Annotated in this window: 17 protein-coding genes; 7 read left to right on the top strand and 10 right to left on the bottom strand. The window is 73.6% G+C overall.

Annotated elements, in window-relative coordinates:
• From ACZ64A_RS11560 to rsmH, 4 genes are all read right to left on the bottom strand, one after another.
• Nucleotides 1-1521 (bottom strand): UDP-N-acetylmuramoyl-L-alanyl-D-glutamate--2,6-diaminopimelate ligase, encoded by a 1521-nt coding sequence (locus tag ACZ64A_RS11560; protein WP_469809791.1) that lies wholly within the window; start codon nucleotides 1519-1521, stop codon nucleotides 1-3.
• Nucleotides 1522-1841: 320 nt separating this feature from the next.
• The gene (locus ACZ64A_RS11555; RefSeq protein WP_469809789.1) at nucleotides 1842-3815 is read right to left on the bottom strand and encodes a peptidoglycan D,D-transpeptidase FtsI family protein; all 1974 of its coding nucleotides are present in this window, start codon (nucleotides 3813-3815) and stop codon (nucleotides 1842-1844) included.
• Nucleotides 3816-3820: 5 nt separating this feature from the next.
• Entirely contained in the window at nucleotides 3821-4390 is a 570-nt protein-coding gene (gene ftsL / locus ACZ64A_RS11550; RefSeq protein ID WP_469809788.1) for a cell division protein FtsL, read from the bottom strand.
• Between the two features lie 642 nt (nucleotides 4391-5032).
• Entirely contained in the window at nucleotides 5033-5989 is a 957-nt protein-coding gene (gene rsmH, locus ACZ64A_RS11545) for a 16S rRNA (cytosine(1402)-N(4))-methyltransferase RsmH (protein WP_469809786.1), read from the bottom strand.
• 680 nt (nucleotides 5990-6669) lie between these two features.
• Here rsmH and ACZ64A_RS11540 point away from each other — a divergent pair.
• From ACZ64A_RS11540 to ACZ64A_RS11530, 3 genes are read left to right on the top strand one after another with little or no spacing between them, the layout of a single operon-like run.
• A complete protein-coding gene (locus ACZ64A_RS11540; protein ID WP_469809785.1) occupies nucleotides 6670-7707 on the top strand; it encodes an AAA family ATPase in 1038 nt (345 codons plus the stop codon).
• Nucleotides 7707-9083, top strand: a complete 1377-nt coding sequence (locus ACZ64A_RS11535; protein WP_469809784.1) for a DUF58 domain-containing protein — start codon at nucleotides 7707-7709, stop codon at nucleotides 9081-9083. Before ACZ64A_RS11540 ends, ACZ64A_RS11535 begins: the two co-directional genes overlap by 1 nt.
• A complete protein-coding gene (locus ACZ64A_RS11530) occupies nucleotides 9083-11563 on the top strand; it encodes a transglutaminase TgpA family protein (protein WP_469810176.1) in 2481 nt (826 codons plus the stop codon). Before ACZ64A_RS11535 ends, ACZ64A_RS11530 begins: the two co-directional genes overlap by 1 nt.
• Nucleotides 11564-11854: 291 nt before the next feature.
• Here the strand turns inward: ACZ64A_RS11530 and ACZ64A_RS11525 are convergent, their stop codons facing one another.
• The 3 genes from ACZ64A_RS11525 to ACZ64A_RS11515 form a co-directional block, all read right to left on the bottom strand.
• Nucleotides 11855-12247 carry a DUF3040 domain-containing protein gene (locus ACZ64A_RS11525; protein ID WP_361632768.1) on the bottom strand — a complete coding sequence of 131 codons (393 nt, stop codon included), beginning with the start codon at nucleotides 12245-12247 and terminating at the stop codon, nucleotides 11855-11857.
• Nucleotides 12248-12534: 287 nt separating this feature from the next.
• The gene (locus ACZ64A_RS11520) at nucleotides 12535-13305 is read right to left on the bottom strand and encodes a methyltransferase (protein ID WP_469809782.1); all 771 of its coding nucleotides are present in this window, start codon (nucleotides 13303-13305) and stop codon (nucleotides 12535-12537) included.
• Nucleotides 13306-13442: 137 nt separating this feature from the next.
• Nucleotides 13443-14009, bottom strand: a complete 567-nt coding sequence (locus ACZ64A_RS11515; protein ID WP_469809781.1) for an SAV_6107 family HEPN domain-containing protein — start codon at nucleotides 14007-14009, stop codon at nucleotides 13443-13445.
• 166 nt (nucleotides 14010-14175) lie between these two features.
• On the opposite strand from ACZ64A_RS11515, the gene ACZ64A_RS11510 reads away from it, so the two are divergent.
• The 4 genes from ACZ64A_RS11510 to ACZ64A_RS11495 all read left to right on the top strand — a co-directional run bounded on the left by ACZ64A_RS11510 (nucleotide 14176) and on the right by ACZ64A_RS11495 (nucleotide 19786).
• Entirely contained in the window at nucleotides 14176-15096 is a 921-nt protein-coding gene (locus ACZ64A_RS11510) for an ATP-binding cassette domain-containing protein (protein WP_469809779.1), read from the top strand.
• Nucleotides 15068-17152: a YhgE/Pip family protein gene (locus ACZ64A_RS11505; protein ID WP_469809778.1), complete on the top strand. Its 2085-nt coding sequence runs from the start codon at nucleotides 15068-15070 to the stop codon at nucleotides 17150-17152. The genes ACZ64A_RS11510 and ACZ64A_RS11505 overlap by 29 nt, the downstream gene beginning before the upstream one ends.
• 98 nt (nucleotides 17153-17250) lie before the next feature.
• Nucleotides 17251-17877: a TetR/AcrR family transcriptional regulator gene (locus tag ACZ64A_RS11500; protein WP_469809777.1), complete on the top strand. Its 627-nt coding sequence runs from the start codon at nucleotides 17251-17253 to the stop codon at nucleotides 17875-17877.
• Between the two features lie 397 nt (nucleotides 17878-18274).
• Nucleotides 18275-19786 (top strand): phytoene desaturase family protein, encoded by a 1512-nt coding sequence (locus ACZ64A_RS11495; RefSeq protein ID WP_469809776.1) that lies wholly within the window; start codon nucleotides 18275-18277, stop codon nucleotides 19784-19786.
• A gap of 70 nt (nucleotides 19787-19856) precedes the next feature.
• On the opposite strand, the gene ACZ64A_RS11490 is transcribed toward ACZ64A_RS11495, so the two are convergent.
• The 3 genes from ACZ64A_RS11490 to thiE all read right to left on the bottom strand — a co-directional run bounded on the left by ACZ64A_RS11490 (nucleotide 19857) and on the right by thiE (nucleotide 22582).
• Nucleotides 19857-20798: an SCO2102 family sporulation regulator gene (locus tag ACZ64A_RS11490; RefSeq protein ID WP_469809775.1), complete on the bottom strand. Its 942-nt coding sequence runs from the start codon at nucleotides 20796-20798 to the stop codon at nucleotides 19857-19859.
• A gap of 56 nt (nucleotides 20799-20854) precedes the next feature.
• Complete coding sequence (gene metF, locus ACZ64A_RS11485; protein ID WP_469809774.1) at nucleotides 20855-21778, bottom strand: methylenetetrahydrofolate reductase [NAD(P)H]; 924 nt, start codon at nucleotides 21776-21778, stop codon at nucleotides 20855-20857.
• A 156-nt stretch (nucleotides 21779-21934) separates the two neighbouring features.
• Complete coding sequence (thiE, locus tag ACZ64A_RS11480) at nucleotides 21935-22582, bottom strand: thiamine phosphate synthase (protein WP_469809773.1); 648 nt, start codon at nucleotides 22580-22582, stop codon at nucleotides 21935-21937.
• Nucleotides 22583-22826 lie beyond the last annotated feature (244 nt).

Below are 22826 nucleotides of genomic sequence, written 5' to 3'. Positions count from 1 at the left end.
TCATCCCTGGGTCTTCTGGATTGCTTCGCGAAGCACCTGGCGGTCGTCGAAGGGACGGACCACCCCGGCGATGTCCTGCCCCTGCTCGTGGCCCTTGCCCGCGACCAGCACGGTGTCGCCGGGCTGTGCGCGGTCGACGGCGGCGGCGATCGCGGCGGCGCGGTCCTCGAAGAGGACCACCTCGCCGCGCTCGTGCGCGGGCACCGAGGCCGCGCCCTGGAGCATCGTCGCGAGGATCGCGAGCGGGTCCTCGGAGCGGGGGTTGTCGGAGGTCAGTACGGCGGTGTCGGCGAGCCGCGCCATCGCGGCGCCCATCGGCGCGCGCTTGGTCTTGTCCCGGTCGCCGCCGCAGCCGAGCACGACGTGCAGCCGGCCCTTGGTGACCTTGCGCAGCGCCTTGAGCACCGACTCGACGGCGTCGGTCTTGTGGGCGTAGTCGACGACCGCGAGGTAGGGCTGCCCGGCGTCGACGCGCTCCAGACGGCCCGGCACGCCGGGTACGGCGGCGATGCCGTCGGCGGCGGCCTGCGGGTCGAGGCCGGCCGCGGCGAGGGCGACGAGGGCGGCGAGGGTGTTCGCCACGTTGAAGGGGCCCGCCAGCGGCGACTTGGCCCGGATGCGCTGCCCGTCGGGGCCGACGACGGTGAACGTCGAGTCCATGGTGCCGACCTCGACGTCCTCGGCGCGCCAGTCGGCGTCGGGGTGGCCCTCGGCGGAGTAGGTGACGACCGGGACGGTCGCCTCCTTCGCGAGCCGGCGGCCGTAGTCGTCGTCGAGGTTGACCACGCCGAGCCTGCTGCGGTGCGGCGTGAACAGCTGTGCCTTGGCCCGGAAGTAGTCCTCCATGTCGGAGTGGAACTCCATGTGTTCCGGGCTGAGGTTGGTGAAGACGGCGACGTCGAAGACGCAGCCGTCGACCCGGCCGAGCACCAAAGCGTGGCTGGAGACCTCCATCGCGACCGCCTCGACGCCGCGCTCGCGCATCACCGCGAACAGCGCCTGCAGGTCGGTGGCTTCGGGGGTGGTGCGCTCGGACTTGATGCGCTCCTCGCCGATCCGCATCTCCACGGTCCCGATGAGCCCGGTGGCGCGGGCGGTCTTCAGGCCGCCCTCGACGAGATAGGCGGTGGTGGTCTTGCCGGAGGTGCCGGTGATGCCGATCTGCAGCAGGTCCCGGCCCGGGTGGCCGTAGAGCGTGGCCGCCAGTTCGCCCATCCGTGCGCGCGGGTCGTCGACCACCAGGACCGGCAGGCCGGTCGCCGCGGCGCGCTCGGCGCCGGTCGGGTCGGTCAGCACCGCGGCCGCGCCCAGGCTCGCGGCCTGGGTGACGAAGTCCGCGCCGTGCATACGGGCGCCGGGCAGTGCGGCGTACAGGTCGCCGGGGCGGACGGCACGCGAGTCGTGGGTGATGCCCGTGACCTCCGCGGTGCTCTCCGGCTGCTGGATACCCAGCTGGTCGGCGAGGTCCGCGAGGGGTGTGGCGGAGACCTCGGCCGGCCGGGGCGGTCCCGGATAGGTCACGGAAGCGCCCTTCTGGGTGGTTCGGGACTGATCAGCGTGTGGCACGGCGGTGAGCGTACCGGGCGCACCCGCCCCGGAGCGAAGTGAGGGGCCGGAGGCGTTCTGGTTCCCGGGCTGGGGGGTGATCATGGTCACGGCTCGTTCCTGGCTGGTCGCGCTGATCGGCAGGGGGTCGGGTCCGGGTCGGGTCCGGGTCGGGATCGGGGACTGGGTGGGGGGTCAGGGCTGGTGGGGGGCGGTGCCGGGGGCGGCCGGCGTCCCGGCCGGCGCACGACGGGCTGGCGCAGGCGGGCGGTGGGACACGGCCGACGGGAGACGGGTCACGGCTGGTACGAGACGGGCAGGTTCGCGGGGCGCGCGCCGGTCGGCGGGACCTGGAGCGTCTTGAGCGCGAACTCCATCACCTGCTTGTAGACGGGGCCGCAGATCTGACCGCCGAAGTAGCTGCCCGTGGTGGCGTTCTGGATCGCGCAGTAGACGGTGATGCGTGGCTGGTCGGCGGGCGCGAACCCGGCGAAGGACGAGGTGTAGCCCTTGTAGCGGCCCGTGGCCGGATCCACGCGGTTTGCGGTGCCGGTCTTGCCCGCCACCCGGTACCCGGGGATGCGCGCCTTGATGCCGGTGCCCTGCTCGTCGTCCACGACCGACTCCAGCATCTGGGCCAGCGTCTTGGCGGTCCTGGCGCTCACGACCCTTGTCACCTCGGGCTTCGGGGCCGGGGCGAAGCGCCCGTCGGGTCCCTTGGTGCCGCGCACGAGGGTGGGTTCGACGCGGACGCCGCCGTTGGCGATGGTCGAGTAGACGGACGCCGCCTGGATGGCGTTGATGGAGAAACCCTGGCCGAAAGGGATCGTGTACTGCTGCGAGGTCGACCACTGGCCGGGCGGCGCGAGGATGCCCTTGGTCTCGCCAGGGAAGTCGAGGCCGCTGTAGCTGCCGATGCCGAACCTGCGCAGATAGGAGTAGAGCACCTGGTTGGCCTGCGGCTGGGTCTTGCCGAGCTGGCCGGTGGCCAGGATGGTGCCGATGTTGGAGGACTTGGCGAGCACGCCGTTGAGCGTCAGGTACCAGGTGGCGTGGTCGATGTCGTCCTGGAAGAGCCGGTCGCCGCGGTGCAGCCGGTTCGGCACCACGACGTGCGTGAGCGGCGTGGCGACGTTCTCCTCCAGTACGGCGGCCATCGACATCACCTTCGCCGTGGAGCCGGGCTCGTAGGCGTCCTGCACGGCCGCGTTGCCGAGCGCGGCGGGGTTGGCGTGCCGCAGGTCGCCCGGGTCGAAGCCGGGCGAGTTGGCCATGGCGAGGATCTGGCCGGTGCGGGTGTCCTGGACGACGACGTAACCGCGGTCGGCCTTGGACTTCTTCACCTGCTCGGTGATGGCGTTCTGCGCGGCCCACTGGATGTCACGGTCGATGGTCAGCTCGACCTGGGAACCGGGCACGGCGGGTGTCTCCGTGGAGCCAGCGGTCGGCACCTGACGGCCGCCGGACTGGGCGTAACGGATCTTGCCGTCCTTGCCCGAGAGCGTCTTGTTCAGCTGCTGCTCGATGCCGCCGCCGCCCCGGCCGTCGGCGTTGACCCAGCCCAGTATCCCGGCGGCGAGGTCGCCGTTGGGGTAGATCCGCTTGCTGCTGGGGTCGGCGAAGACGCCGGCGAGGACGTTGACGGTGGACTTGTCCTTCTCGGCCTTCTTGGCGAGGGCGAGCCTGAGGTCCTTGATCTGCGTCCACACCTGCGGGGTGCGGCTCAGGGCGAGCCGCACATAGCGCAGGTCCTTGTCCTTCGGGCGCAGCTTCTTGACCAGGGCCGCCTGGTCCTGGCCGAGGATCGGGGCGAGCAGCGCCGCCGCCTGCTCGGGGCCGTCGTCGATCTTGAGCTGCTTGCGGGTGAACATCGTGGGGTCGGCGGTGATGTCGTACGCGTCGACGCTCGCCGCCAGGGCCACGCCGTTGCGGTCGGTGATGCCGCCGCGCTCGGCGGCGAGGGTGTGCACGACGTACCGGTTCTGCTCCGCCTTGGCCGCGTAGGTGCTGGCGTCCACCGCCTGCACCTGCAGCAGACGGAAGACGAAGGCGGCCATGACCAGGGTCAGGCCCAGGCCGACCAGGCGCAGCCGGGGACGCGGGCTGCCGAGCCGGAGCGTGCGCGCGGGCGCGGCCTGGCGGGGCGCGGCGGGGCGGCGCGCCGGGCGTCCGCCGGGGCCGGGCTGCCGTCGGGCCGCCCCGGACCGGGCGGGCCGGGCGGGGCCGGGCACGCGGCGGCGGGGCGGTTTCCTGCCGAAGTCGTCGACCACTTCCGTCACCTGCCGGGGGGCGTCGTCTGGGATGTCTGGGGAGTGGTGGCGGCCGCCGCGGAGGCGGTGGCCGCGGGCGGGGCAGCCGATGCCGTCGTTGTCACCGTCGTCGTGGAGGGGGTGGCCGTGGGGGAGGCCGTGGGGCTCGGTGCCTGGCCGGTGTGCGTGGCCTCCGGGGCAATGACGAGCGGGGCCTCCTCCAGGTCCGCGGCGGCGGGCGAGGGGAAGCCCTTGACCGTGCCGTCCAGGCCCAGGAAGGCGGGGTCGCCGCCCGGCACCATGCCCAGCTCACGGGCGCGGCGCTGGAGGGCCTCGGGGGCGGAGTAGGCGTCCACGTCGCGTTGCAGGGCCTGCTCCTCGTCGGTGAGCGACTTGGTGTCCTTCTGCAGGTCGTCCATCTTGAAGGAGCCTTCGCTGAGCGCGGAGTTCAGCACGAGGAGCCCGATGAGCCCGCCGCCGAGCAGCAGGACGACGAGCAGGACGAACGGCGTACGGGCCGCCTGCCCCCGCCCGGCCGCCGGAAACAACCGGGCGAGCCGCGCGGCCCGCCCCTTCAGCTGGGGTGTCCTACTCACTGGCCCCTCCCCTGGTTCGCTCGCCGCCGCACCACACGGGCGCTGCCGTGCCGTACCGGTGGTGCGGACCGATGCCGGCCCGCCCTGCCGGTACCGCACGGACACGGGCTTCGACGGCTTCGACCTGAAGCCGGACACGACGGGCCGGGTGCACCTGGCCGTGACGGCGCGCTGTGTGCCGGACGGCAGCGCGGGCCTCGGCCCGGCAAGCGGCCCGACGGCAGACATGTACGGGACCACCACGGCCGGAGCCTGCCGGACAGCAGGCCCCTCGGGGGGCCGGGCCGCTCTGACCGCCGCGGCCGGTGCCTGCTGGAGGGCAGGCCCCTCGGGAGGCCGGGCCGCCCGGACCGCCACGGCTGGTGCGTGCCGGGCCGCAGGGCTTTCCGTTGGCCGGGCCGCGCGGGGCGCCGTGTGACGCCGACGCCCCCGCGCGCGGGGGCGAGGTGGTGACGCGGCTGGACCGGGGCCGCCGGGCCGGTTCGCGGGGCCCGGCCGCCGGGGCCGTCGCCGGCCGTGACCGGCGGTTCTCGGCGCCCGGCCGTGCCCGGCGGGGCCTGATGCCCCCGCCGGGTGTCGCCGCCGTCGTCGGCCCCGGCCGCCGGGGGACGGTCCCCCCGCGCGTCCGCCCCGTCGCCTGGCTCACTCCACGTCCTCCCTGATGCGCTCGGCGCCGCGCAGCCGCGCGGGGGCCGCCCGGCGGTTCTCGGCGACCTCTTCCTCGGTGGGAAGTTCGGCACCACGGGTGAGCAGCTTGAGCCGCGGCTGGTAGCGCTCGGGCACGACGGGCAGCCCGGGCGGCGCGGTGGTGGCCGCGCCGGCCGCGAAGACCTGCTTGACCAGCCGGTCCTCCAGTGAGTGGTAGGAGAGGACGGCGACGCGTCCGCCCACCGCGAGCGACTTCACCGCGGCCGGGATCGCCCGCTCCAGCACGGACAGCTCCCCGTTGACCTCGATGCGCAGCGCCTGGAAGGTGCGTTTGGCCGGGTTGCCGCCGGTGCGCTTGGCGGCCTGCGGCAGCGCGTCCCGGATCAGCTCGACCAGCCGTGCGCTGTTGCTGAACGGCTCCTTCTCCCGCTCGCGCACGATCGCGGCCACGATCCGCTTGGCCTGCTTCTCCTCGCCGTACGAGCGCAGGATGCGGACGAGTTCGCCGGGCGGGTAGGTGTTCAGCACCTCGGCCGCGCTGACACCGGTCGTCTGGTCCATGCGCATGTCCAGCGGCGCGTCCTGCGCGTAGGCGAACCCGCGGTCGGCCTCGTCCAGCTGCATGGAGGAGACGCCCAGGTCGAACAGCACGCCCTGCACGCGCGCGAGGCCGAGCCGGTCGAGGACCTCGGGCAGCTCGTCGTAGACGGCGTGCACGAGCGTGGCGCGGTCCTGGTACGGCGCGAGCCGCTCGCCGGACAGCCGCAGCGCCTCCTTGTCGCGGTCGAGGCCGATCAGCCGGGCCTCGGGGAAGCGGGTCAGCAGCGCCTCGCTGTGGCCGCCCAGGCCCAGGGTGCAGTCGACGACGACCGCCCCCGGCTCCTGCAGGGCGGGCGCCAGCAGGTCCAGACACCGCTGGAGCATCACCGGGACGTGTCGACTCTGACTCAAGGGGCCCTCTCAGGTCCGGCGCGAGCGCTCCGCACCGCCGGGTCCCCGCCCGCTCCCAGAAGGGGAGGCCGACCGGCGCCTCACGGCGGCGGCCGACCGGGAGCGGGAGGAGGCCGAGCCGTACGTACGCGCCGCGCACGTGGGAGATCTCCGGACAGCACGCCGGGGTCTTGCAGGGTTCTTACCGGGGACGGGACGTCCCGTGGGGAGGGCCTCGCCTCCCGCTTCGCGTCACTTTAGTCCACCCTGTCTCGCGGTCAATCAACCGGCCTGCGCGTCGCGCACCGGCACACGCGCGTAGCACCGGATCCGCGAAATTCACCCGTTCGGCATCACCTGCGTTACCCGTGTGGGTCATGGCACGGAAGTGACCTGCTGACCGGCCCCGCGACCGCCCGACCAGCACAGCCGGGACAGTCGGACACACCTGTTCCGCGGCCCCGCCCACGCGTTCTCCTCACGCATCGTTCGCGAAATCGGGCGTTCCGAGGGCCGAAAGGCCGCAAGGCCCGACATATCGCAGCCAGTTGTCCACAGGCGAGTGACACGAACCGGTAACGGCAACAAGAATGCGGTTGTGACGTCGCGTGGAACCTTTTCCGCGGGGTGTCCGTGATTCGGGGTGGGCCGGTTCCGCATCTGCGGCGGCCCGAAAGAAAGTACGGGCCGAGGAGGGCCGGGTGACGACCTATGACGAGCGAGCGAGCCTTACTGATCTGACCGCTACCGCGGAGCGTGTGCGCAGCTCCGTGGAAGGAGTGATCGAGGGCAAGCCCGAGGTCGTTCGGCTGGCACTGACCGTGCTGCTCGCCGAGGGGCACCTCTTGATCGAGGACGTCCCCGGTGTCGGCAAGACGATGCTCGCCAAGACGCTGGCGCGTTCGATCGACTGCTCGGTGCGGCGGATCCAGTTCACGCCGGACCTGCTGCCCTCGGACATCACCGGTGTGTCCATCTGGGACCAGCAGCGCCGGGACTTCGAGTTCAAGCCGGGCGCGATCTTCGCGCAGATCGTGATCGGCGACGAGATCAACCGGGCCTCGCCGAAGACGCAGTCGGCGCTGCTGGAGTCGATGGAGGAGCGCCAGGTCACCATCGACGGGCAGACCTACGAGCTGCCGAGCCCCTTCATGGTCGTGGCCACGCAGAACCCGGTCGAGATGGAGGGCACCTACCCGCTGCCCGAGGCCCAGCGCGACCGCTTCATGGCCCGCGTCTCCATCGGCTACCCCAGCCCGGAGGCCGAGCTGGAGATGCTGGACGTGCACGGCGGCGTCAGCCCCCTGGACGACCTGCAGCCGGTGGCGCACGCGCACGACATCGTGAAGCTGATCGACGCCGTCCGCGGTGTCCACGTCGCCGACACGGTCCGGCGTTACGCGGTGGACCTGGTCGCCGCCACCCGCACCCACCCGGACCTCAGACTGGGCGCTTCTCCTCGCGCGACGCTGCACCTGCTGCGCGCGGCGAAGGCGTCCGCCGCCCTCAGCGGCCGGGAGTACGCCCTGCCGGACGACGTGCAGGCACTCGCCGTGGCCGTCCTCGCGCACCGCCTGCTGCCCACCGCCCAGGCCCAGCTCAACCGCCGTACGGCCGAGCAGGTCGTGCTGGAGATCCTGCAGCACACCCCGGTCCCGGCGGCCTCCCAGCAGCACGGCTTCGGGCTGGGCGCCACCGCCGCCCCGGCCTACCCGCAGCAGCCGCCGCGGAGGCTGTGATGGCGTACGACGGGGGGACGGGACGTCCGGAGGCCGGCCGCGGGGAGCAGGGCGGCGTCCGTACGGCCCTGGCCGGGCTGACCACGCGCGGCCGTTCCTTTCTCGCCGCCGGCATCGCCGCCGCGATCTGCGCCTACGTCCTCGGGCAGGAGGGTCTGCTGCGGGTCGGCCTGCTGCTGGCGGCGCTGCCGCTGGTGTGCGCGGCCGTGCTCTACCGCACCCGCTACCGGGTCGCCGGGAGTCGCCGGCTGAGCCCCGGGCGGGTGCCCGCCGGCAGCGAGGCACGGGTGCATCTGCGGGTGGACAACGTCTCGCGGCTGCCCACGGGCCTGCTGATGCTCCAGGACCGGGTGCCCTACGTGCTCGGTCCGCGCCCGCGCTTCGTACTGGACCGGGTGGAGGCCGGCGGGCGCCGCGAGGTGTCCTACCGGGTCCGCTCCGACCTGCGCGGCCGCTTCCCGCTGGGCCCGCTTCAGCTGCGGCTGTCGGACCCGTTCGGGATGTGCGAGCTGACGCGGTCCTTCTCGTCGTACGACACCCTGACGGTGATCCCGCGGGTGGAGCCGCTGCCGCCGGTGAGGCTGACCGGTGAGGCCAAGGGGTACGGCGACGGACGGCAGCGCTCGCTGGCCCTGGCCGGCGAGGACGACGTCATCCCGCGCGGTTACCGCTACGGCGACGATCTGCGCCGGGTGCACTGGCGCTCCACCGCCCGCTACGGCGAGCTGATGGTGCGGCGCGAGGAGCAGCCGCAGCGGGCGCGCTGCACGGTGCTGCTGGACACCCGGGGCGTCGCGTTCCGTGGCGCCGGCCCGGACTCCGCGTTCGAGTGGGCGGTGTCCGGCTGCGCCTCGGTGCTGACGCACATGCTGGAGCGGGGCTTCTCGGTGCGGCTGCTGACCGACACCGGCAGTTCCGTGCCGGGCGAGGGCGCCGACGGGTTCGCCGGGGCGAGCCAGGAGTCCGCGGACGCGGCCGGGCTGATGATGGACACCCTCGCGGTGATCGACCACTCCGACGGCGCGGGCCTGTCCCGGGCCTACGACGTGCTGCGCGGCGGCAACGAGGGGCTGCTGGTGGCCTTCTTCGGCGACCTGGACGAGCAGCAGGCCGCGGTGGCCGCCCGGATGCGGCAGCGCAGCGCGGGCGCCATCGCGTTCGTCCTGGACAGCGAGGTGTGGCTGCGTGAACCGATCGACGCACCTCGTCCGATGAACAGGACGGAGGAGCGGTTGCGGCTGCTGCGGGAGGCGGGCTGGACGGCGCTGAGCGTCCCGCGGGGTGCCACGCCGGCCGATCTGTGGCGCCAGGCGGACCGCGAGCGCACGAGTCTCGCGGCCGCGGGCGGCCCGGGCAGTACGGGGGAGGCACGATGATGAGCGGACGGGCACGGCTGGCGCTGTGCGCGTGGGCGGCCACGGTGATGGCGTCCTGCGCGCTGCTGCCCCTGGTCGACCCGGCCACCTGGATCCTGCAGGCGGCGGTCCTGCTGGCGATCCAGTCCGGCGTGGGCGCGGCGACCCGCCGGGTGCCGCTGGCCCGGCCGCTGACCGTGGCCGCGCAGGCCCTGGTCACGGTGCTGCTGCTCACCCTGGTCTTCGCCGGCCGGGAGGCCGTGGCCGGGTTCGTCCCCGGTGTGGAGGCGTTCCAGCACTTCGCCGACCTGCTGCGGCAGGGCTCGGACGACATAGCGCGGTATGCGATCCCGGCGCCGCTGGAGTCCGACGGCATCCGGTTGATGCTGGTCGGCGGCGTCCTGATGATCGGCTTGCTGGTGGACACGCTCGCGGTGACCTACCGCAGCGCGGCGCCGGCGGGGCTGCCGCTGCTCGCGCTGTACTCGGTCGCGGCGGGGCTGTCCGACGGCGGCATGGACTGGCTGTGGTTCCTGGTGGCGGCCGCCGGTTATCTGATGCTGCTGCTCGCCGAGGGCCGGGAGCGGCTGTCGCAGTGGGGCCGCGTCTTCGGCGGCACCCCGCGCGTCCCCGGGGCGCCGGAGGGCGTGCTGGCCCCGGTGCGCACGGGTCGGCGCATCGGCGCGGTCGCGCTGGGCATCGCCCTGGTGGTGCCGCTGCTTCCGCTGCCGGCGATCCAGGGTGGACTGCTGGCCGAGGCCCGCGGCGGCGTAGGTTCGGGCAGCGGTGGCGGGGGCACGATCTCCGCGGTCAACCCGCTGGTCTCCCTGCGCGACAGCCTGAACCAGGACCAGGACCGCACGGCCATGGTCCTGCGCACCAACAGCGACGACATCAGCGACCTGTATCTGCGGATCGTGTCGCTGGACGACTTCGACGGCACCACGTGGAAGCCGGCCAAGCGGCACATCACCGCGGTGCCGGAGGAGTTCCCCAGCCCGATCGGCCTGGGCGCGGACGTCCGGCGGGCGCAGATCATCACCCGTGTCTCCGCCGCCGACTGGTACGCGCAGGACTGGCTGCCGATGCCGTACCCGCCGAGCGGGGTGAGCGTGGGGGGCAAGTGGCGCTACGAGCCGGTGGGCATGACGCTGGTCGGCGATCACGGCCAGACCACCCGCGGTGAGACGTACGAGGTGCGCAGCCTCGTCGTGCGGCCGACGGCCCAGCAGCTGGCAGCGGCTCCGCAGGCGCCGGAGCGGATCCGGCAGGAGTACACCAAGGTGCCGGATTCGGTGCCGTCGGTGGTGGCGCGGACGGCCCGGCAGATCACCCGCAACGCCACGAGCGACTACGACAAGGCGGTCGCGCTGCAGGACTACTTCGCGCTGACCGGCGGCTTCCAGTACGACACGCAGGTGGAGGTGGGCAGCGGTCCCGACGCGATCGCCAAGTTCCTCAGGGACAAGCAGGGCTTCTGCGTCCACTTCTCCTTCGCCATGGCGGCGATGGCCCGGACCCTGGGCATCCCCGCCCGGGTCGCGGTCGGGTTCGCGCCGGGGACGGTGCAGTCGGACGGCTCGGTCGCGGTCGGGGTGAAGGACGCGCACGCCTGGCCGGAGCTGTACTTCGAGGGCGTGGGCTGGACCCGCTTCGAGCCCACGCCGACCCGTGGGACGCCGCCGTCGTACACCACGCCGGACAGCCCGGGCAACAACCTCCCCGAGGCTCCGCAGGCCTCGCGTTCGGCGGGGACCGCCCCGTCGGCGGCGCCCTCGGCCGGCTCCAGCTGCTCGGTGCAGGCCAAGAAGCTGGGCGAGTGCGCCGGCGCGCTGCCGGTGAACCCGACGCAGGGCGGCGACGGCTCCACGCCCTGGTGGGCGATCACCACGTGGACGCTGCTGGGCCTGGCGGCGGTGACCGTGCTGCTGCTGCCCATGCTGTGGCGGGTGCGCAGGCGTTCGCGGCGGCTGGCGTCGGCACAGCACGCGGCGGGCGGCCCGGCCGCGTCGCGCCCGGGCCGCAAGGGCGGGGCGGAGGACGTCGACGTGACCGCGGAGCCGGCGCGGCTTGCGGCCCAGCAGGCGGCGGCCGGGCATGTCCTCGCGGTGTGGCGCGAGCTGATCGACACGGCCTGGGACTACGGCATCCCGCCGGACGACGCGCTCACGCCGCGCAAGGCGGCGGAGCGGATCGTGCGGCTGGGCGAGCTGGAGGGGCCGGCGGCCGCGTCGGTGCACCGGGTGGCGGGCGCTGTGGAGCAGGTGCTGTACGCGCCGCGGCCGCGGGCGGAGGCCGGGCTGGCCGACGACGTGCGCCGGATGCGGGGCGACCTGCGGGCGAAGGCCGACCGTCGCACGCGGCTGCGCGCCCTCGTCGCCCCCCGCTCCGCGGTCAGAGCACTGTGGGACCTCTCGGCCCGCTGGACAGCACTCAGCTCCCGCTGGTCCGCGCGCTGGTCCCAACTGCTCCACCGCCCACGCGGCCAGGAGACGGGCTGACGGCGCCAACCGGGGGTGCGGCCGGCCCGGCCCGAACGCTGCGAGAGCGGGCGTGACCTCTCACGGCGGCTACCGGGACTCCCCGGCCCGGGCTCGGCCGGGGCTCACCGGGGCCGCCCCCGGCTGACGGGGGTCTCGCCGGGGGCCTGGGCTCGGCCGACCGACCGGCCCCAGGAGCCCACTGCCGCGTAGGGCCTCCGGCCGCGTCTGCCCGGGTCCGCTCCACGGACGCGTGAGGGGTGACCACCTGGTGGTGGTCACCCCTTGGCGATGTCGGTGCGGACGAGGGCTTCAGTGCCCCTGTTCGTCGCGGCGCCGCTGCCAGCGCTGCTCGATGCGGTCCATCATGGATCGCTTCGGCCCGCGCTGCCGCCGCGCATGCGGACCGGCGGCCGCCGGATGCTCTCCGGGCTTGGGTGCCTTGCGCCAGCCGGTCACCGCGAGGACGGCACACCCCAGCATCACGAGGAAGCCGACGACACTGAGCCAGACCTGCTTGGCGACCATTCCGGCCATGAGGAGCGCGATACCCACGAGGAAGCCCGCGACCGCCTGGTAGACCCGCCGCCGGGTGTACGTACGCAGCCCGCTTCCCTCGAGCGCCGACGCGAACTTGGGATCTTCGGCGTACAGCGCTCGCTCCATCTGCTCGAGCATGCGCTGCTCGTGCTCCGAGAGCGGCACGGAGTCCTCCTCATCGTGCAGTCGCCGGGGCGACCCGGGGGGTCCCTTCAGGATAGGCAGGGAATCGCCCCCGTGAAACCCGCCCCTCTGCGCCAATTGGCCAACCGGAATCCGTCATGAACATTCCGGCTCGCTGAGGCTTCCATTCCCCGGCAGCCGACCCGTCATGCCGGGCGGTCTCCCTCGATCATACGGCGACAAGCCCCCGAACGGGCGGTCTGTGGCGGACTCCATCCACAGCCAACGCGCTGATCAACGACGCGTCGCGGATCGCCTCGGGAGGCCTGTCAGCCCTCCGCCGTCGCCCGGGTCTCGCCCAGGACGTGGAGCTGGGTCGCCACGGAGTGGAAGGCGGGGAGTTCGGCGGCGGCCTCCTCCAGCTTGAGCAGCGCCTCCAGCGCACCGGGCTCGGTGTCGACCAGCACCCCGGGGACGAGGTCGGCGAAGACCCGCACACCGTGCACCGCCGCGACCCGCAGCCCCGCGCTCTCGACCAGCCCGGTGAGCTGTTCGGTGGTGAAGCGCCGCGGCACCGGGTCGCCGGTGCCCCAGCGTCCGTCGGGGTCGGCGAGGGCCTGCCGGGCCTCAGAGAAGTGACCGGCGAGCGCCCGGGCGAGCACGGCTCCGCCGAGGCCGGCGGCGAGCAGGCTCAGCACACCCTCGGAGCGCAGCGCGGCGACGGCGTTGCGTACGCCCTCGGCCGGGTCGTCCACGTACTCCAGGACGCCGTGGCACAGCACCGCGTCGTAGCCGCCGCGCTCGGCCACGTCGAACAGGCCGTGGGCGTCGCCCTGCACGCCCTGCACCCGGTCGGCCACGCCCGCCTCGGCGGCGCGCCGCTCCAGGGCGAACAGCGCGTTGGGGCTGGGGTCGACGACCGTGACCTTGTGGCCGAGACGGGCGACGGGCACCGCGAAGTTGCCGCTGCCGCCGCCGGTGTCGAGGACGTCCAGCACCTGCCGGCCCGTGGCCTTCACCTGGCGGTCGAGGGCGTCCTGGAGGACCTCCCAGACGACGGCGGTACGAAGAGAGGCTCGGGGTCGCATCGGGTCCGACACGTTGGTTGACTCCTCGGCGCGGCACCGCCACGTCACGGCGGCGCGATACGGGCTGCCCTGCGCGCCCCGGGTGCGGGACGGAAGGCTTCAGGCGTGCTCCACCCTATTGCCTCCGGGGTCGCCCCAGGCCACCGCGGTCAGCCCGCGTCCGGCATGTCCGCGCCCCTCCCCTCTCGGCGGCCCGCCTCGTCCGTGTCCTGGCGCGGTTGCGGCAGGACCGGCTGGAGGACCAGCATCCGCTCGACGAGGCGGAGGAACATCGCCACGTCGCGTATCAGGTCGTCGGCGTCACGGTTGCTCGCCGCGCCCTGGATGCCCGCCTCCGCCCGGGCGCGGCGCCGGGCGCCGGAGGCGAACAGGGCGCTCCACTCGGTCAGTTCGGGCGCGATCTCGGGGAGCACTTCCCAGGCGCTCCGGATCCGGGCCCGCTTCCTGGGACTGGACTCGGGCCGGCCGCGCGCGGCGAGCACGGCGGCCGCGGTGCGCAGTGCGGCGAGGTGAGCCGTGGCGTAGCGCTCGTTGGGAGTCTCCAGGACGGCGGCCTCGTCGAGGCCGGCGCGTGCCTGGGCGAGCAGGTCGAGTGCGGCGGGCGGGGCAGAGGCCCGGCGCAGCACCGGGTGCACGTCGCTCGCCGGGCCGTTCAGTGAGGGGGCAGGGCCGGTGGCGCGGCGCCGGTGGGCGGCTGCTGCGGAGTAGGTGGCCATGACGAACCTCCTGTCGTCTGCGTGACGGCACTGCCCCTACGGGGGTGCCGTATGTGCCCATCGTCGGGTATGCCACTGACAATCCGTTCTGACCTGGGCTTTTGCCTCGACCGAAGGTTCGGGCTAGTTTTTGCACTGACCAGTCAGTTCAAAAACAGGGGGTCACGTGGACGACGACTCGCCCGGGCTCGCCGTTGCGGCCCGCGGCCTCGGACTCAAGGGGCCGCGGGGCTGGGCGTTCCGCGGCGTCGACATCGACGCGCAACCGGGTTCGCTGATCGCGGTCACCGGGCCGTCCGGTTCGGGCCGTACCTGTCTCCTGCTCGCGCTCACCGGACGTATGCGCCCCACCGAGGGGACGGTCACGGTCGGCGGCCATCGGCTGCCGCGGCAGATGGCCGCCCTGCGCCGGGTCGCCGCGCTCGCCCACGTCCCCGGTGTGACCGACCTCGACCCGGCCCTGACCGTCGGCGAGCACCTGCGCGAGCGGGCCCTGCTCCAGCGGCGTTTCGGCGACGGGCTGCGCGCACTGCTGCGGCCGCGCTCGGAAGGCGCCGCGACGGCCGCCCGGCGCGTCGACGCCGCCCTGGCCTCCGCCGGGCTGGACGTCGAGGCCCTGCCCAAGGGACCGCGCACCGCCGTACGCGATCTGGAGCGCCTGGAGGCGCTGCGGCTGTCGATCGCGCTCGCACTGATCGGGCGCCCCGGGCTGCTCGGCGTCGACGACGCGGACCTGAAACTGGCGGACGCCGAACGCGCCGCGATGTGGGCGCTGCTCAGGTCCCTGACCGAGGCCGGCATCACCGTCGCCGCCGTGTGCAGCGAGGCTCCCGAGGACGCCGTCACCGTGACCACCGGCGGCGAGCGCAAGACCGGCGCCGACGACACCGCTCCCGGGGACGACGACGCCACCCCCGGGCACCAGGACAAGACCGGCGCGGGTGACGAGACCGCCCAGGACGACGGCAGCGCCGGCGCGGGCGACGAGACCCCCGAGGACGACGGCAAGGCCGACGGCGCCGAAGCCCCGAAGGACAACGAGAAGGAGGCGGCAACCGATGCGCTCGCCGAAACTGGCCGCTCTTGAGCTGCGGCGCTTCGGCCGGGGCAAGCTGCCGCGCGCCGCCCTGGTCGCGCTGCTGCTGCTCCCGCTGCTGTACGGCGCGCTGTACCTGTGGTCCTTCTGGGACCCCTACGGCCGCCTCGACCGCATCCCCGTCGCCCTCGTCGACGCGGACAAGGGCGCCACCGTGGACGGCCGGAAGCTCACCGCCGGCGACGACATCACGGAGCGGCTGCTGGACAGCCACACGTTCGAATGGCACCGGGTGAGCGCCGAGCAGGCCCGCCGGGGTGTCGAGGACGGCACGTACTACCTGTCGCTGACCATGCCCGCCGATTTCAGTGAGCGGATCGCCTCCAGCGCGGGCCGGCGCCCCGAGGCCGGCGCTCTCCAGGTGCGCACCAACGACGCCAACAACTACATCGTCGGGCAGATCTCCCGGACGGTGTTCAGCGAGGTGCGCGCCGCGGCGTCCACCAAGGCGTCGCGCTCCTTCCTGGACAAGATCTTCATCTCGTTCTCCGACATCCACGACAAGACCGTCCAGGCTGCGAGCGGCGCCGACCGGCTCAGCAGCGGCATCGGCAAGGCGGAGAAGGGCTCCAAGGACCTCGCCGACGGGCTGAAGGAGGCCAAGGCGGGCAGCGGCAGGCTGGACACGGGGCTCACCAAGCTGAACCGGGGCGCGGGCGATCTGGAGGACGGCTCCCAGCGGGTCGCCGACGGCACGCAGGTGCTCGCCGACAAGGTCAACGGCCCCGCCGAGCAGGTGCGCCCGTTCCTGAAGGCCAACGAGAAGACCATCGGGGACACCGCCCGGCTCGTCGCCGACTCGGCGGCCGCGGTCCAGCACAACCTGGACGACCTGGTGAAGCGGGCCCCGGCGGCGGCCAGGGGCGCCCACCTGGCCTCCGACGCGCTGAACACCTTCTACCGCGAGCACTGCGAGAAGGCCCTGCTGCCGGACTCCGGCTGCGCCAAGCTGAAGGACGCCAAGCAGGCGGCCGCCGACGTGGCGGGCATCGCGGACGACCTCAACACCCTGATCGCCGACCAGAACGGCGATCTGAAGACCATCCGCGCCAACCTCGCCACACTGCAGAAGCAGGCGCAGGCCCTCGCCAAGCGCGCCCCGCACCTCACCGAGGACCTGGACGACGCCGTATCGAAGATCAACAAGCTGAACGACGGCGCAGCCAAGGTCGCCGCGGGCGCCAAGAAGCTGCACACCGGGCTCGGCACCGCCGCCACCGGCGCCGGCACCCTCGACCAGGGCGTCGGCAAGCTCAAGACGGGCGCCGAGACGCTGAACGGCGGCATGTACAAGCTGGTCGACGGCTCCGGCCGGCTCGCCGGCGGGCTGCACGACGGCGCCGGGAAGATCCCCGACTACGACCGGCAGGACCGCGACCGGCGCACCGGCGTCATGGCCGACCCGGTGCGGCTCGCCGCGCAGGACCTGCACAAGGCACCCAACTACGGCACGGGGTTCGCGCCGTACTTCATCCCGCTGTCTCTGTGGGTGGGCGCGATGGTGGCGTACATGCTGATCCCGCCGATGAACCGGCGTGCGCTCGCAGCGGGCGCGCCGGCCTGGCGGATCGCGCTGGCGGGCTGGCTGCCGGTGGTGGCCGTCGGCGTCCTGCAGACGGCGGCGCTCATGGCCGTGCTGCACTGGGCGATCGGTCTGCAGATGGTCCGCGCGGCCGGCACGGTCGGCTTCCTGTTCCTGGTGGCGGCGTGTTTCGCGGCGATCGTGCAGTGGCTCAACGCCCGCTTCGGCGCGGCCGGCCGCATCCTCGTCCTCGCGCTGCTGATGCTTCAGCTGACCTCCGCGGGCGGCACCTATCCCGTGCAGACCTCGCCGGGCTTCTTCAACGCGATCCATCCGTTCCTGCCGATGAGCTACGTCGTCGAGGCGCTGCGCAGGCTCGTCACCGGCGGCGGGCTGGGGCCGGTGTGGACGGCGTGCGCGGTCCTCTCGGCGTTCACGGCCGGGGCGCTCGCGCTGACCGCCCTGTCGGCGCGACGCCGGCAGGTGTGGACCCTGGACCGCCTGCACCCGGAGCTGAGCCTGTGACCACGGCGCCCGGAACCGACCCGGCGGCCGTCGCGCCGGGAGCCGCGCCCGTCACCACGCGCGCGTACCGCCCCGCTGGACCTGTGAGAATCAGCGCCATGGACAGCAGCACCACGCCGGGCGGCAGCTCCCGCCGCGAGGCCACCCGGCAGAAGCTCTACGAGGCCGCCGTCACGCTCATCGCCGAGCAGGGGTTCTCCGCCACCACGGTGGACGAGATCGCCGAACGGGCGGGCGTCGCCAAGGGCACGGTCTACTACAACTTCGCGAGCAAGTCCGTCCTGTTCGAGGAGCTGTTGCGGCACGGCGTGGGGCTGCTGACCGCCTCCCTGCGCCAGGCCGCCGAGTCGACCGTGCAAGGGGGCGGCTCCCGGGTGGACGCGTTGGACGCGATGATCCGCGCGGGCCTCGTGTTCATCGACCGCTACCCGGCCTTCACCCAGCTGTACGTGGCGGAGCTGTGGCGCACCAACCGGGCCTGGCAGTCCACCTTGATGGTGGTCCGGCAGGAAGCGGTCGCGGTCGTCGAGGGCGTTCTGCGCGAGGGCGTGGCGGGCGGCGAGTTCAGCGAGGAGATCGACGTGCCGCTGACCGCCGCGGCCCTGGTCGGCATGGTGCTGGTGGCCGCCCTGGACTGGAAGTCCTTCCAGCCGGAGCGTTCCCTGGACGATGTGCACGCCGCGCTGTCCCGGCTGCTGCAGGGCCGGGTGAGCGGCCGCCGCTGACCGGTCGCCGCCGACCGCCGGACGCAGGGGAAAGCGCCGGTCCGAAGTGGCCGCGTCCCCCGCGGGCCACGCCGGAACCGGCGCTTCCTGTTGCTCCCCCGTACGTCCCCCGTGAGACCCCCGTGTGCGGTCGTCCCCCGGATCTCCCCCGTGTCTCGCTCCCGCCGGCGTCCGCCGGCGGAAGGAGCGGATCGAGGGCCGCCCGGTTCCGGCGCCCCGTGTCGCCGGTACCCGAGCCGTGCCCCGTCCTCCGTGTCTCCACTCTCTCGTTCACGCAGGTCGCAGCCCATCCGCGCAGCTACTCATCTCACCGGCTGAGTACGGATACTCAGACCTGCGCGCTCATGCCCAGGGCACCCGGTCGGCGGTGTCCGTGGGGGCGGATAAAGTCGCAGGCATGGCACGGATTGCGGTGATCGGCGCCGGGATGGGCGCGATGGCGGCCGCCGCCCGGCTGGCCGTCGCGGGCCACCGGGTGGTGGTGTACGAGCGGTCGGACACGTACGGCGGTGCGGTGCGCCGCTTCGAGCGGGACGGGTTCCGCTTCGACACGGGCCCGGGGCTGCTGCCGCTGCCCGCGGTGTGGCGGGACCTCTTCGTGAAGACCGGCAAGGAGCCGCTGGAGAGCTGCGTCGATCTGGTGCAGGTCGACCCGGCCTCGCACCACGTCTTCGCCGACGGCACGCGCGTGTCCCTGCCGAACGCCTCACGCGCGGGCGTCGTCGCCGCCCTGGACGCGGCGCTCGGCAAGGGCGCCGGCGAACGCTGGGGCGACTTCCTGGTCAGGGCCCGCGAGACCTGGGACCGCACCCGCCGGCCCCTGCTGGAGGAGCCCCTGTGGCCGAACTGGCGGGTGCTGGCGGACAAGGAGCCGTACCCGGCGCTGGAGCGCAAGCGGCTGCTGCGGACGCGGAAGGCGGCGACGCCGGCGCAGATCGGGGCGTGGGAGCTGGGGGACGAGCGGCTGGCGGCGCTGCTGGAGAGCTGCGTGCTCGGACACGGCCTCGATCCCAGGACCGCTCCGGCGAGCGCCGCCGTCCTGCCCTACATGGAGCACGCCTTCGGCGTCTGGTACGTACGCGGCGGCATCAGGGAACTCGCTCGCGCCGTGTACGAGCGGTGCGTCGCGCGCAAGGTCGAATTCGTCTTCGGCGCCGAGATCACCGGCATCGTGGAGAAGGACGGCCGGGCCGCGGGCGTGGAGTTCGCGGACGGGACCGTGGCGGAGGCCGACCATGTGGTGGCCGGGGTCGATCCCGTACGCCTGCGCGGGCTGACCGGGCATCTGCTCGATACGGACGGTGACGTCCGGGCGGGCACAGTGACCGCCCGCCCCGGCCGCTTCACGGTGCTGCTGGCGCTGCGCGGCGCGCGGGAGACCGACGCCTTGCACCGCACGGTGATCCACCCGCCGGCCCCCGAGTCGGAGCTGGACTTCCTGGTCTCGCCGGGTCGTGACCTGCCCCCGCGCCCCACCGTGACCGTGCTCCGCCCGGACGACCCCTCGCTCGTCCCCGACGGCGCCCACGAGTCCGCGGTGCTGTCCGCGGTGGTGCCGACCGAGGCCGGCTGGGAGGACGAGGGCACCCTCCGGCGCTACACGGACCACCTCCTCGAGGCCGCCGGTGCGGCAATACCGCGCTTGCGCGAGCGGGTCCTCTGGCACGAGGTGCGTACTCCGGAGCACACCCAGGACGAGACGGGCGCCCACTTCGGCGGCGTTCCCGCCCCTGCCCTCGCCGCCGATGGGGGACGCCTGCTGCACCCGGCCAACGCCACCCGTCTCCCCGGTCTCTACCGGGTCGGCGGCTGGTCGCACCCCGGTGGGGGGCTCCCCCACGCCGGGATGTCGGGCGCCCTGGTCGCCGGGCTCATCGTCGAGGGGCCGGAGTTCCGCGGCTCCCAGTGAGACCTGAGGCCGGCGGCTCCCCGTGCGGCCGGAGCCCGGAAACTCCCCGTGACACCGGAGCCCGGCGGCGTCAGAAGCGGTACTGCTCGTCGAAGCCGTGGCCGGCCTGCTGCTGGCCGGTCCCGGTGCCCTGCTGGTAGGGGTACGGCTGCTCCTGCGGAAGCTCGCCGCCGTAGGTGTCGTCGGTGCGCTGCTGCGGGACCCAGACCCCCTCGGACTGCGTCTGGCCGTAACCTCCGCCGAGGTAGGGGTCCTGCACATGGCCCTGCTGGTCGTACGAGCCGCCGTAGGTGGTGTCGTACGAGGCGCCGCCGTAGGTCTGGGTGCCGATGTACGGGTCGGAGTAGGCGGCGTACTGCTGCTGGCCGGTGGTGTCGTAGCCGTACTCGCCGTAGCCGGAGTAGTCGTAGCCGTAGGACGACTGCTGCTCACCGGTGGCGCTCTGCGCGGTCGCGGCGTACGCGGTGGAGGAGGCGGAGTCGGCGTAGACACCGTAGGAGCCGGTGTCCTCGGGCATCGGCTGCGGCTCGTAGACCATGGTCGACTCGGCGGCCGTGGCGGCGGGCGGGCGGGCCGGGGTGAAGACGTCGTCGTGGTCGTCGTCGGCGCCGTAGGACATGGTCTGCGCGGCGAAGGCGCCCCCGTGGTCCGTGTCCGCGTCGGGGTGCCCGGGGTCGGCCGGCTCCGGGTCGGTGACCTCCAGCGCCGGGTCCCGGCGCTCGGCCCGGCCGCGGCGCCCCTTCACGGGCTCCTCGTCCCGGCGGCGGACCGCCCAGCCCGCGGCGAAGCCGCGCCGGAACGACAGCGTGACGTAGGTCTGCCCGACCGCGAACGCCGCCGCGCCCAGTCCGATGACGACGACCGACGGGATCAGCACGCCGAGCACGACGCCGAGGAAGCCGACGAACGCGAGCAGCCGCCAGCGCAGCCGCGCCTTGTACTGCAGCAGCACTTCACCGAGCAGCCACAGCGCGACGCCGCCGAACGCGATGTAGAGGACCGTCCAGCCCATGTACGCCCCTCTCCCAGTGGCCGCACCGCAGTGTGTCGTACAGCGGTGCGACCGGTCTAGGCCTGCGGAGGGTGGTGCAAGCCCAGGTTCTCGTAGATTTCCAGCGTCGCCGTGGAGTTGTTGAGCGTGATGAAGTGCAGACCCGGCACTCCCTCGGCCAGCAGCCGCGCGCAGAACTCCGTGGCGAAGTCGATGCCAATGGAGCGTACAGCGGCCGGATCGTCCTGTGCCGAGAGGATCCGTTCTTTCAGCGCGTCAGGGAAGGCGGCGGTGCTCAGCGTGGGCAGGCGCTCCAGCATCCGCATGCTGGTCACCGGCAGGACCTCCGGGATCACCGGGGTGTCGCAGCCGGCCGCGGCGACGCGGTCGCGCAGGCGCAGGTAGGACTCGGGGTGGAAGAACATCTGTGTGATGGCGTAGTCCGCGCCGGCCCGGCACTTGTCGACGAAGTGCCGGATGTCGGTGTCCCAGTCGCTGGAACGCGGGTGCATCTCCGGGAAGGCGGCGACGCCCACACAGAAGTCGCCCGACTCCTTGATGAGCCGGACGAGGTCGGCGGCGTACGTCAGACCCTGCGGGTGCGGCACCCATTCGCCCATGGGGTCGCCGGGCGGGTCGCCGCGCACGGCGAGCATGTTGCGGATGCCGGCGTCGGCGTACTGGCCGATGATGTTGCGCAGCTCGGCGAGGGAGTGGTTGACCGCGGTGAGGTGGGCGACCGGCGTGAGCGTGGTGTCCACGACGATCTGCTGGGTCTCCTTCACCGTGGTGGTGCGGGTGGTGCCGCCGGCACCGTAGGTGACGGAGACGAAGTCGGGGGCCACGGCCTCGACCCTGCGCAGCGCGTTCCACAGGTTCCGCTCACCGGCCGGCGTCTTGGGCGCGTAGAACTCGAACGAGTACGTCGTCTTGCCGGTGGCGAGGATGTCGCGCACGGTACGGGCGCGATCAGTCCTGGTGGATGCGGTTCCTAGGGCCATACGGGCAGGTTAGCCAGGGGTGGACGGTCCCCCAACCGAAAGCGGGAAATTTGCCCGAATTGTCGGACTGTTGTCCACCCCTTGGACATTCATGAGACGACGGGCGGGTCAGCGGCGGGTGCCGGGGGCTGCCGGGCCGCCGCGGCAGCCCGGCGCTCACACCTGGCGCAACCGCTTGGCGAACTCCGCCGCGGCGGCACCCGGGTCCTGCGCCTCGGTGATCGCCCGGACCACGACGACGCGGCGGGCGCCCGCCTCGAGCACCTCGTCGAGGTTGCCGAGGTCGATGCCACCGATGGCGAACCAGGGGCGGTCGGTGTCGAGCGCGGCGGTGTGCCGGACCAGGTCGAGGCCGGGGGCGTGCCGGCCCGGCTTGGTGGGGGTCGGCCAGCAGGGACCGGTGCAGAAGTAGTCCACGCCCTCCTGGACGGCGGCGGCCTCGGCCTCCGCCTCGGCGTGGGTGGAGCGGCCGATCAGCACGTCGTCGCCGAGGATCGCGCGGGCCGCCGGGACCGGGAGGTCGCCCTGTCCGAGGTGCAGGACGTCGGCACGGGCCGCGTGGGCGACGTCCGCGCGGTCGTTGACGGCGAGGAGCTTGCCGTGGCGGGCGCAGGCGTCGGCGAAGACGCTCAGGTGCTCCAGCTCCTCGGCGGCCTCCATGCCCTTGTCGCGCAGCTGCACGATGTCGACCCCGCCGGCGAGGACCGCGTCGAGGAACTCGGGCAGGTCGCCCTGGCGCCTGCGGGCGTCGGTGCACAGGTACAGCCGGGCGTCGGCGAGGCGGGCGGTGGCGGCGGTGGTCATGCGTGGTCCCCCCGGGGGGTGCGGTGTCCGGGTCGTACGGGGGCGCGGCCGTGCGGGGCGGCGGCGCGCGCCGCGGACCCGGCCCACGGACGCGCCTCAGGAACGTATCCCGCGAACGGCAACAAGCGGGAGACCGCCCCCACCGACCCCGCCGGCCACCGGCCGGCCGGCCGCAAGGCCGACCGCCCGCACGACCGACCGGCCGGAGCCGGCCCTGGCTCGGGCCGGGCGGGGCCGGGGCCAA

Source organism: Streptomyces sp. NPDC104814 (genome assembly GCF_055583185.1).
Note: the sequence above shows the minus strand (reverse complement) of the source record. Positions and strands in the feature narration are given on the sequence as shown.

Excerpts from the sequence above, each read along its gene's own strand:
- ACZ64A_RS11535 (WP_469809784.1), top strand. The coding sequence starts at position 7,707 with ATGGCGTACGACGGGGGGACGGGACGTCCGGAGGCCGGCCGCGGGGAG.
- ACZ64A_RS11530 (WP_469810176.1), top strand. The coding sequence starts at position 9,083 with ATGAGCGGACGGGCACGGCTGGCGCTGTGCGCGTGGGCGGCCACGGTG.
- ACZ64A_RS11515 (WP_469809781.1), bottom strand. The coding sequence starts at position 14,009 with ATGGCCACCTACTCCGCAGCAGCCGCCCACCGGCGCCGCGCCACCGGC.
- ACZ64A_RS11505 (WP_469809778.1), top strand. The coding sequence starts at position 15,068 with ATGCGCTCGCCGAAACTGGCCGCTCTTGAGCTGCGGCGCTTCGGCCGG.
- ACZ64A_RS11500 (WP_469809777.1), top strand. The coding sequence starts at position 17,251 with ATGGACAGCAGCACCACGCCGGGCGGCAGCTCCCGCCGCGAGGCCACC.
- ACZ64A_RS11495 (WP_469809776.1), top strand. The coding sequence starts at position 18,275 with ATGGCACGGATTGCGGTGATCGGCGCCGGGATGGGCGCGATGGCGGCC.
- ACZ64A_RS11490 (WP_469809775.1), bottom strand. The coding sequence starts at position 20,798 with ATGGGCTGGACGGTCCTCTACATCGCGTTCGGCGGCGTCGCGCTGTGG.
- metF (WP_469809774.1), bottom strand. The coding sequence starts at position 21,778 with ATGGCCCTAGGAACCGCATCCACCAGGACTGATCGCGCCCGTACCGTG.
- thiE (WP_469809773.1), bottom strand. The coding sequence starts at position 22,582 with ATGACCACCGCCGCCACCGCCCGCCTCGCCGACGCCCGGCTGTACCTG.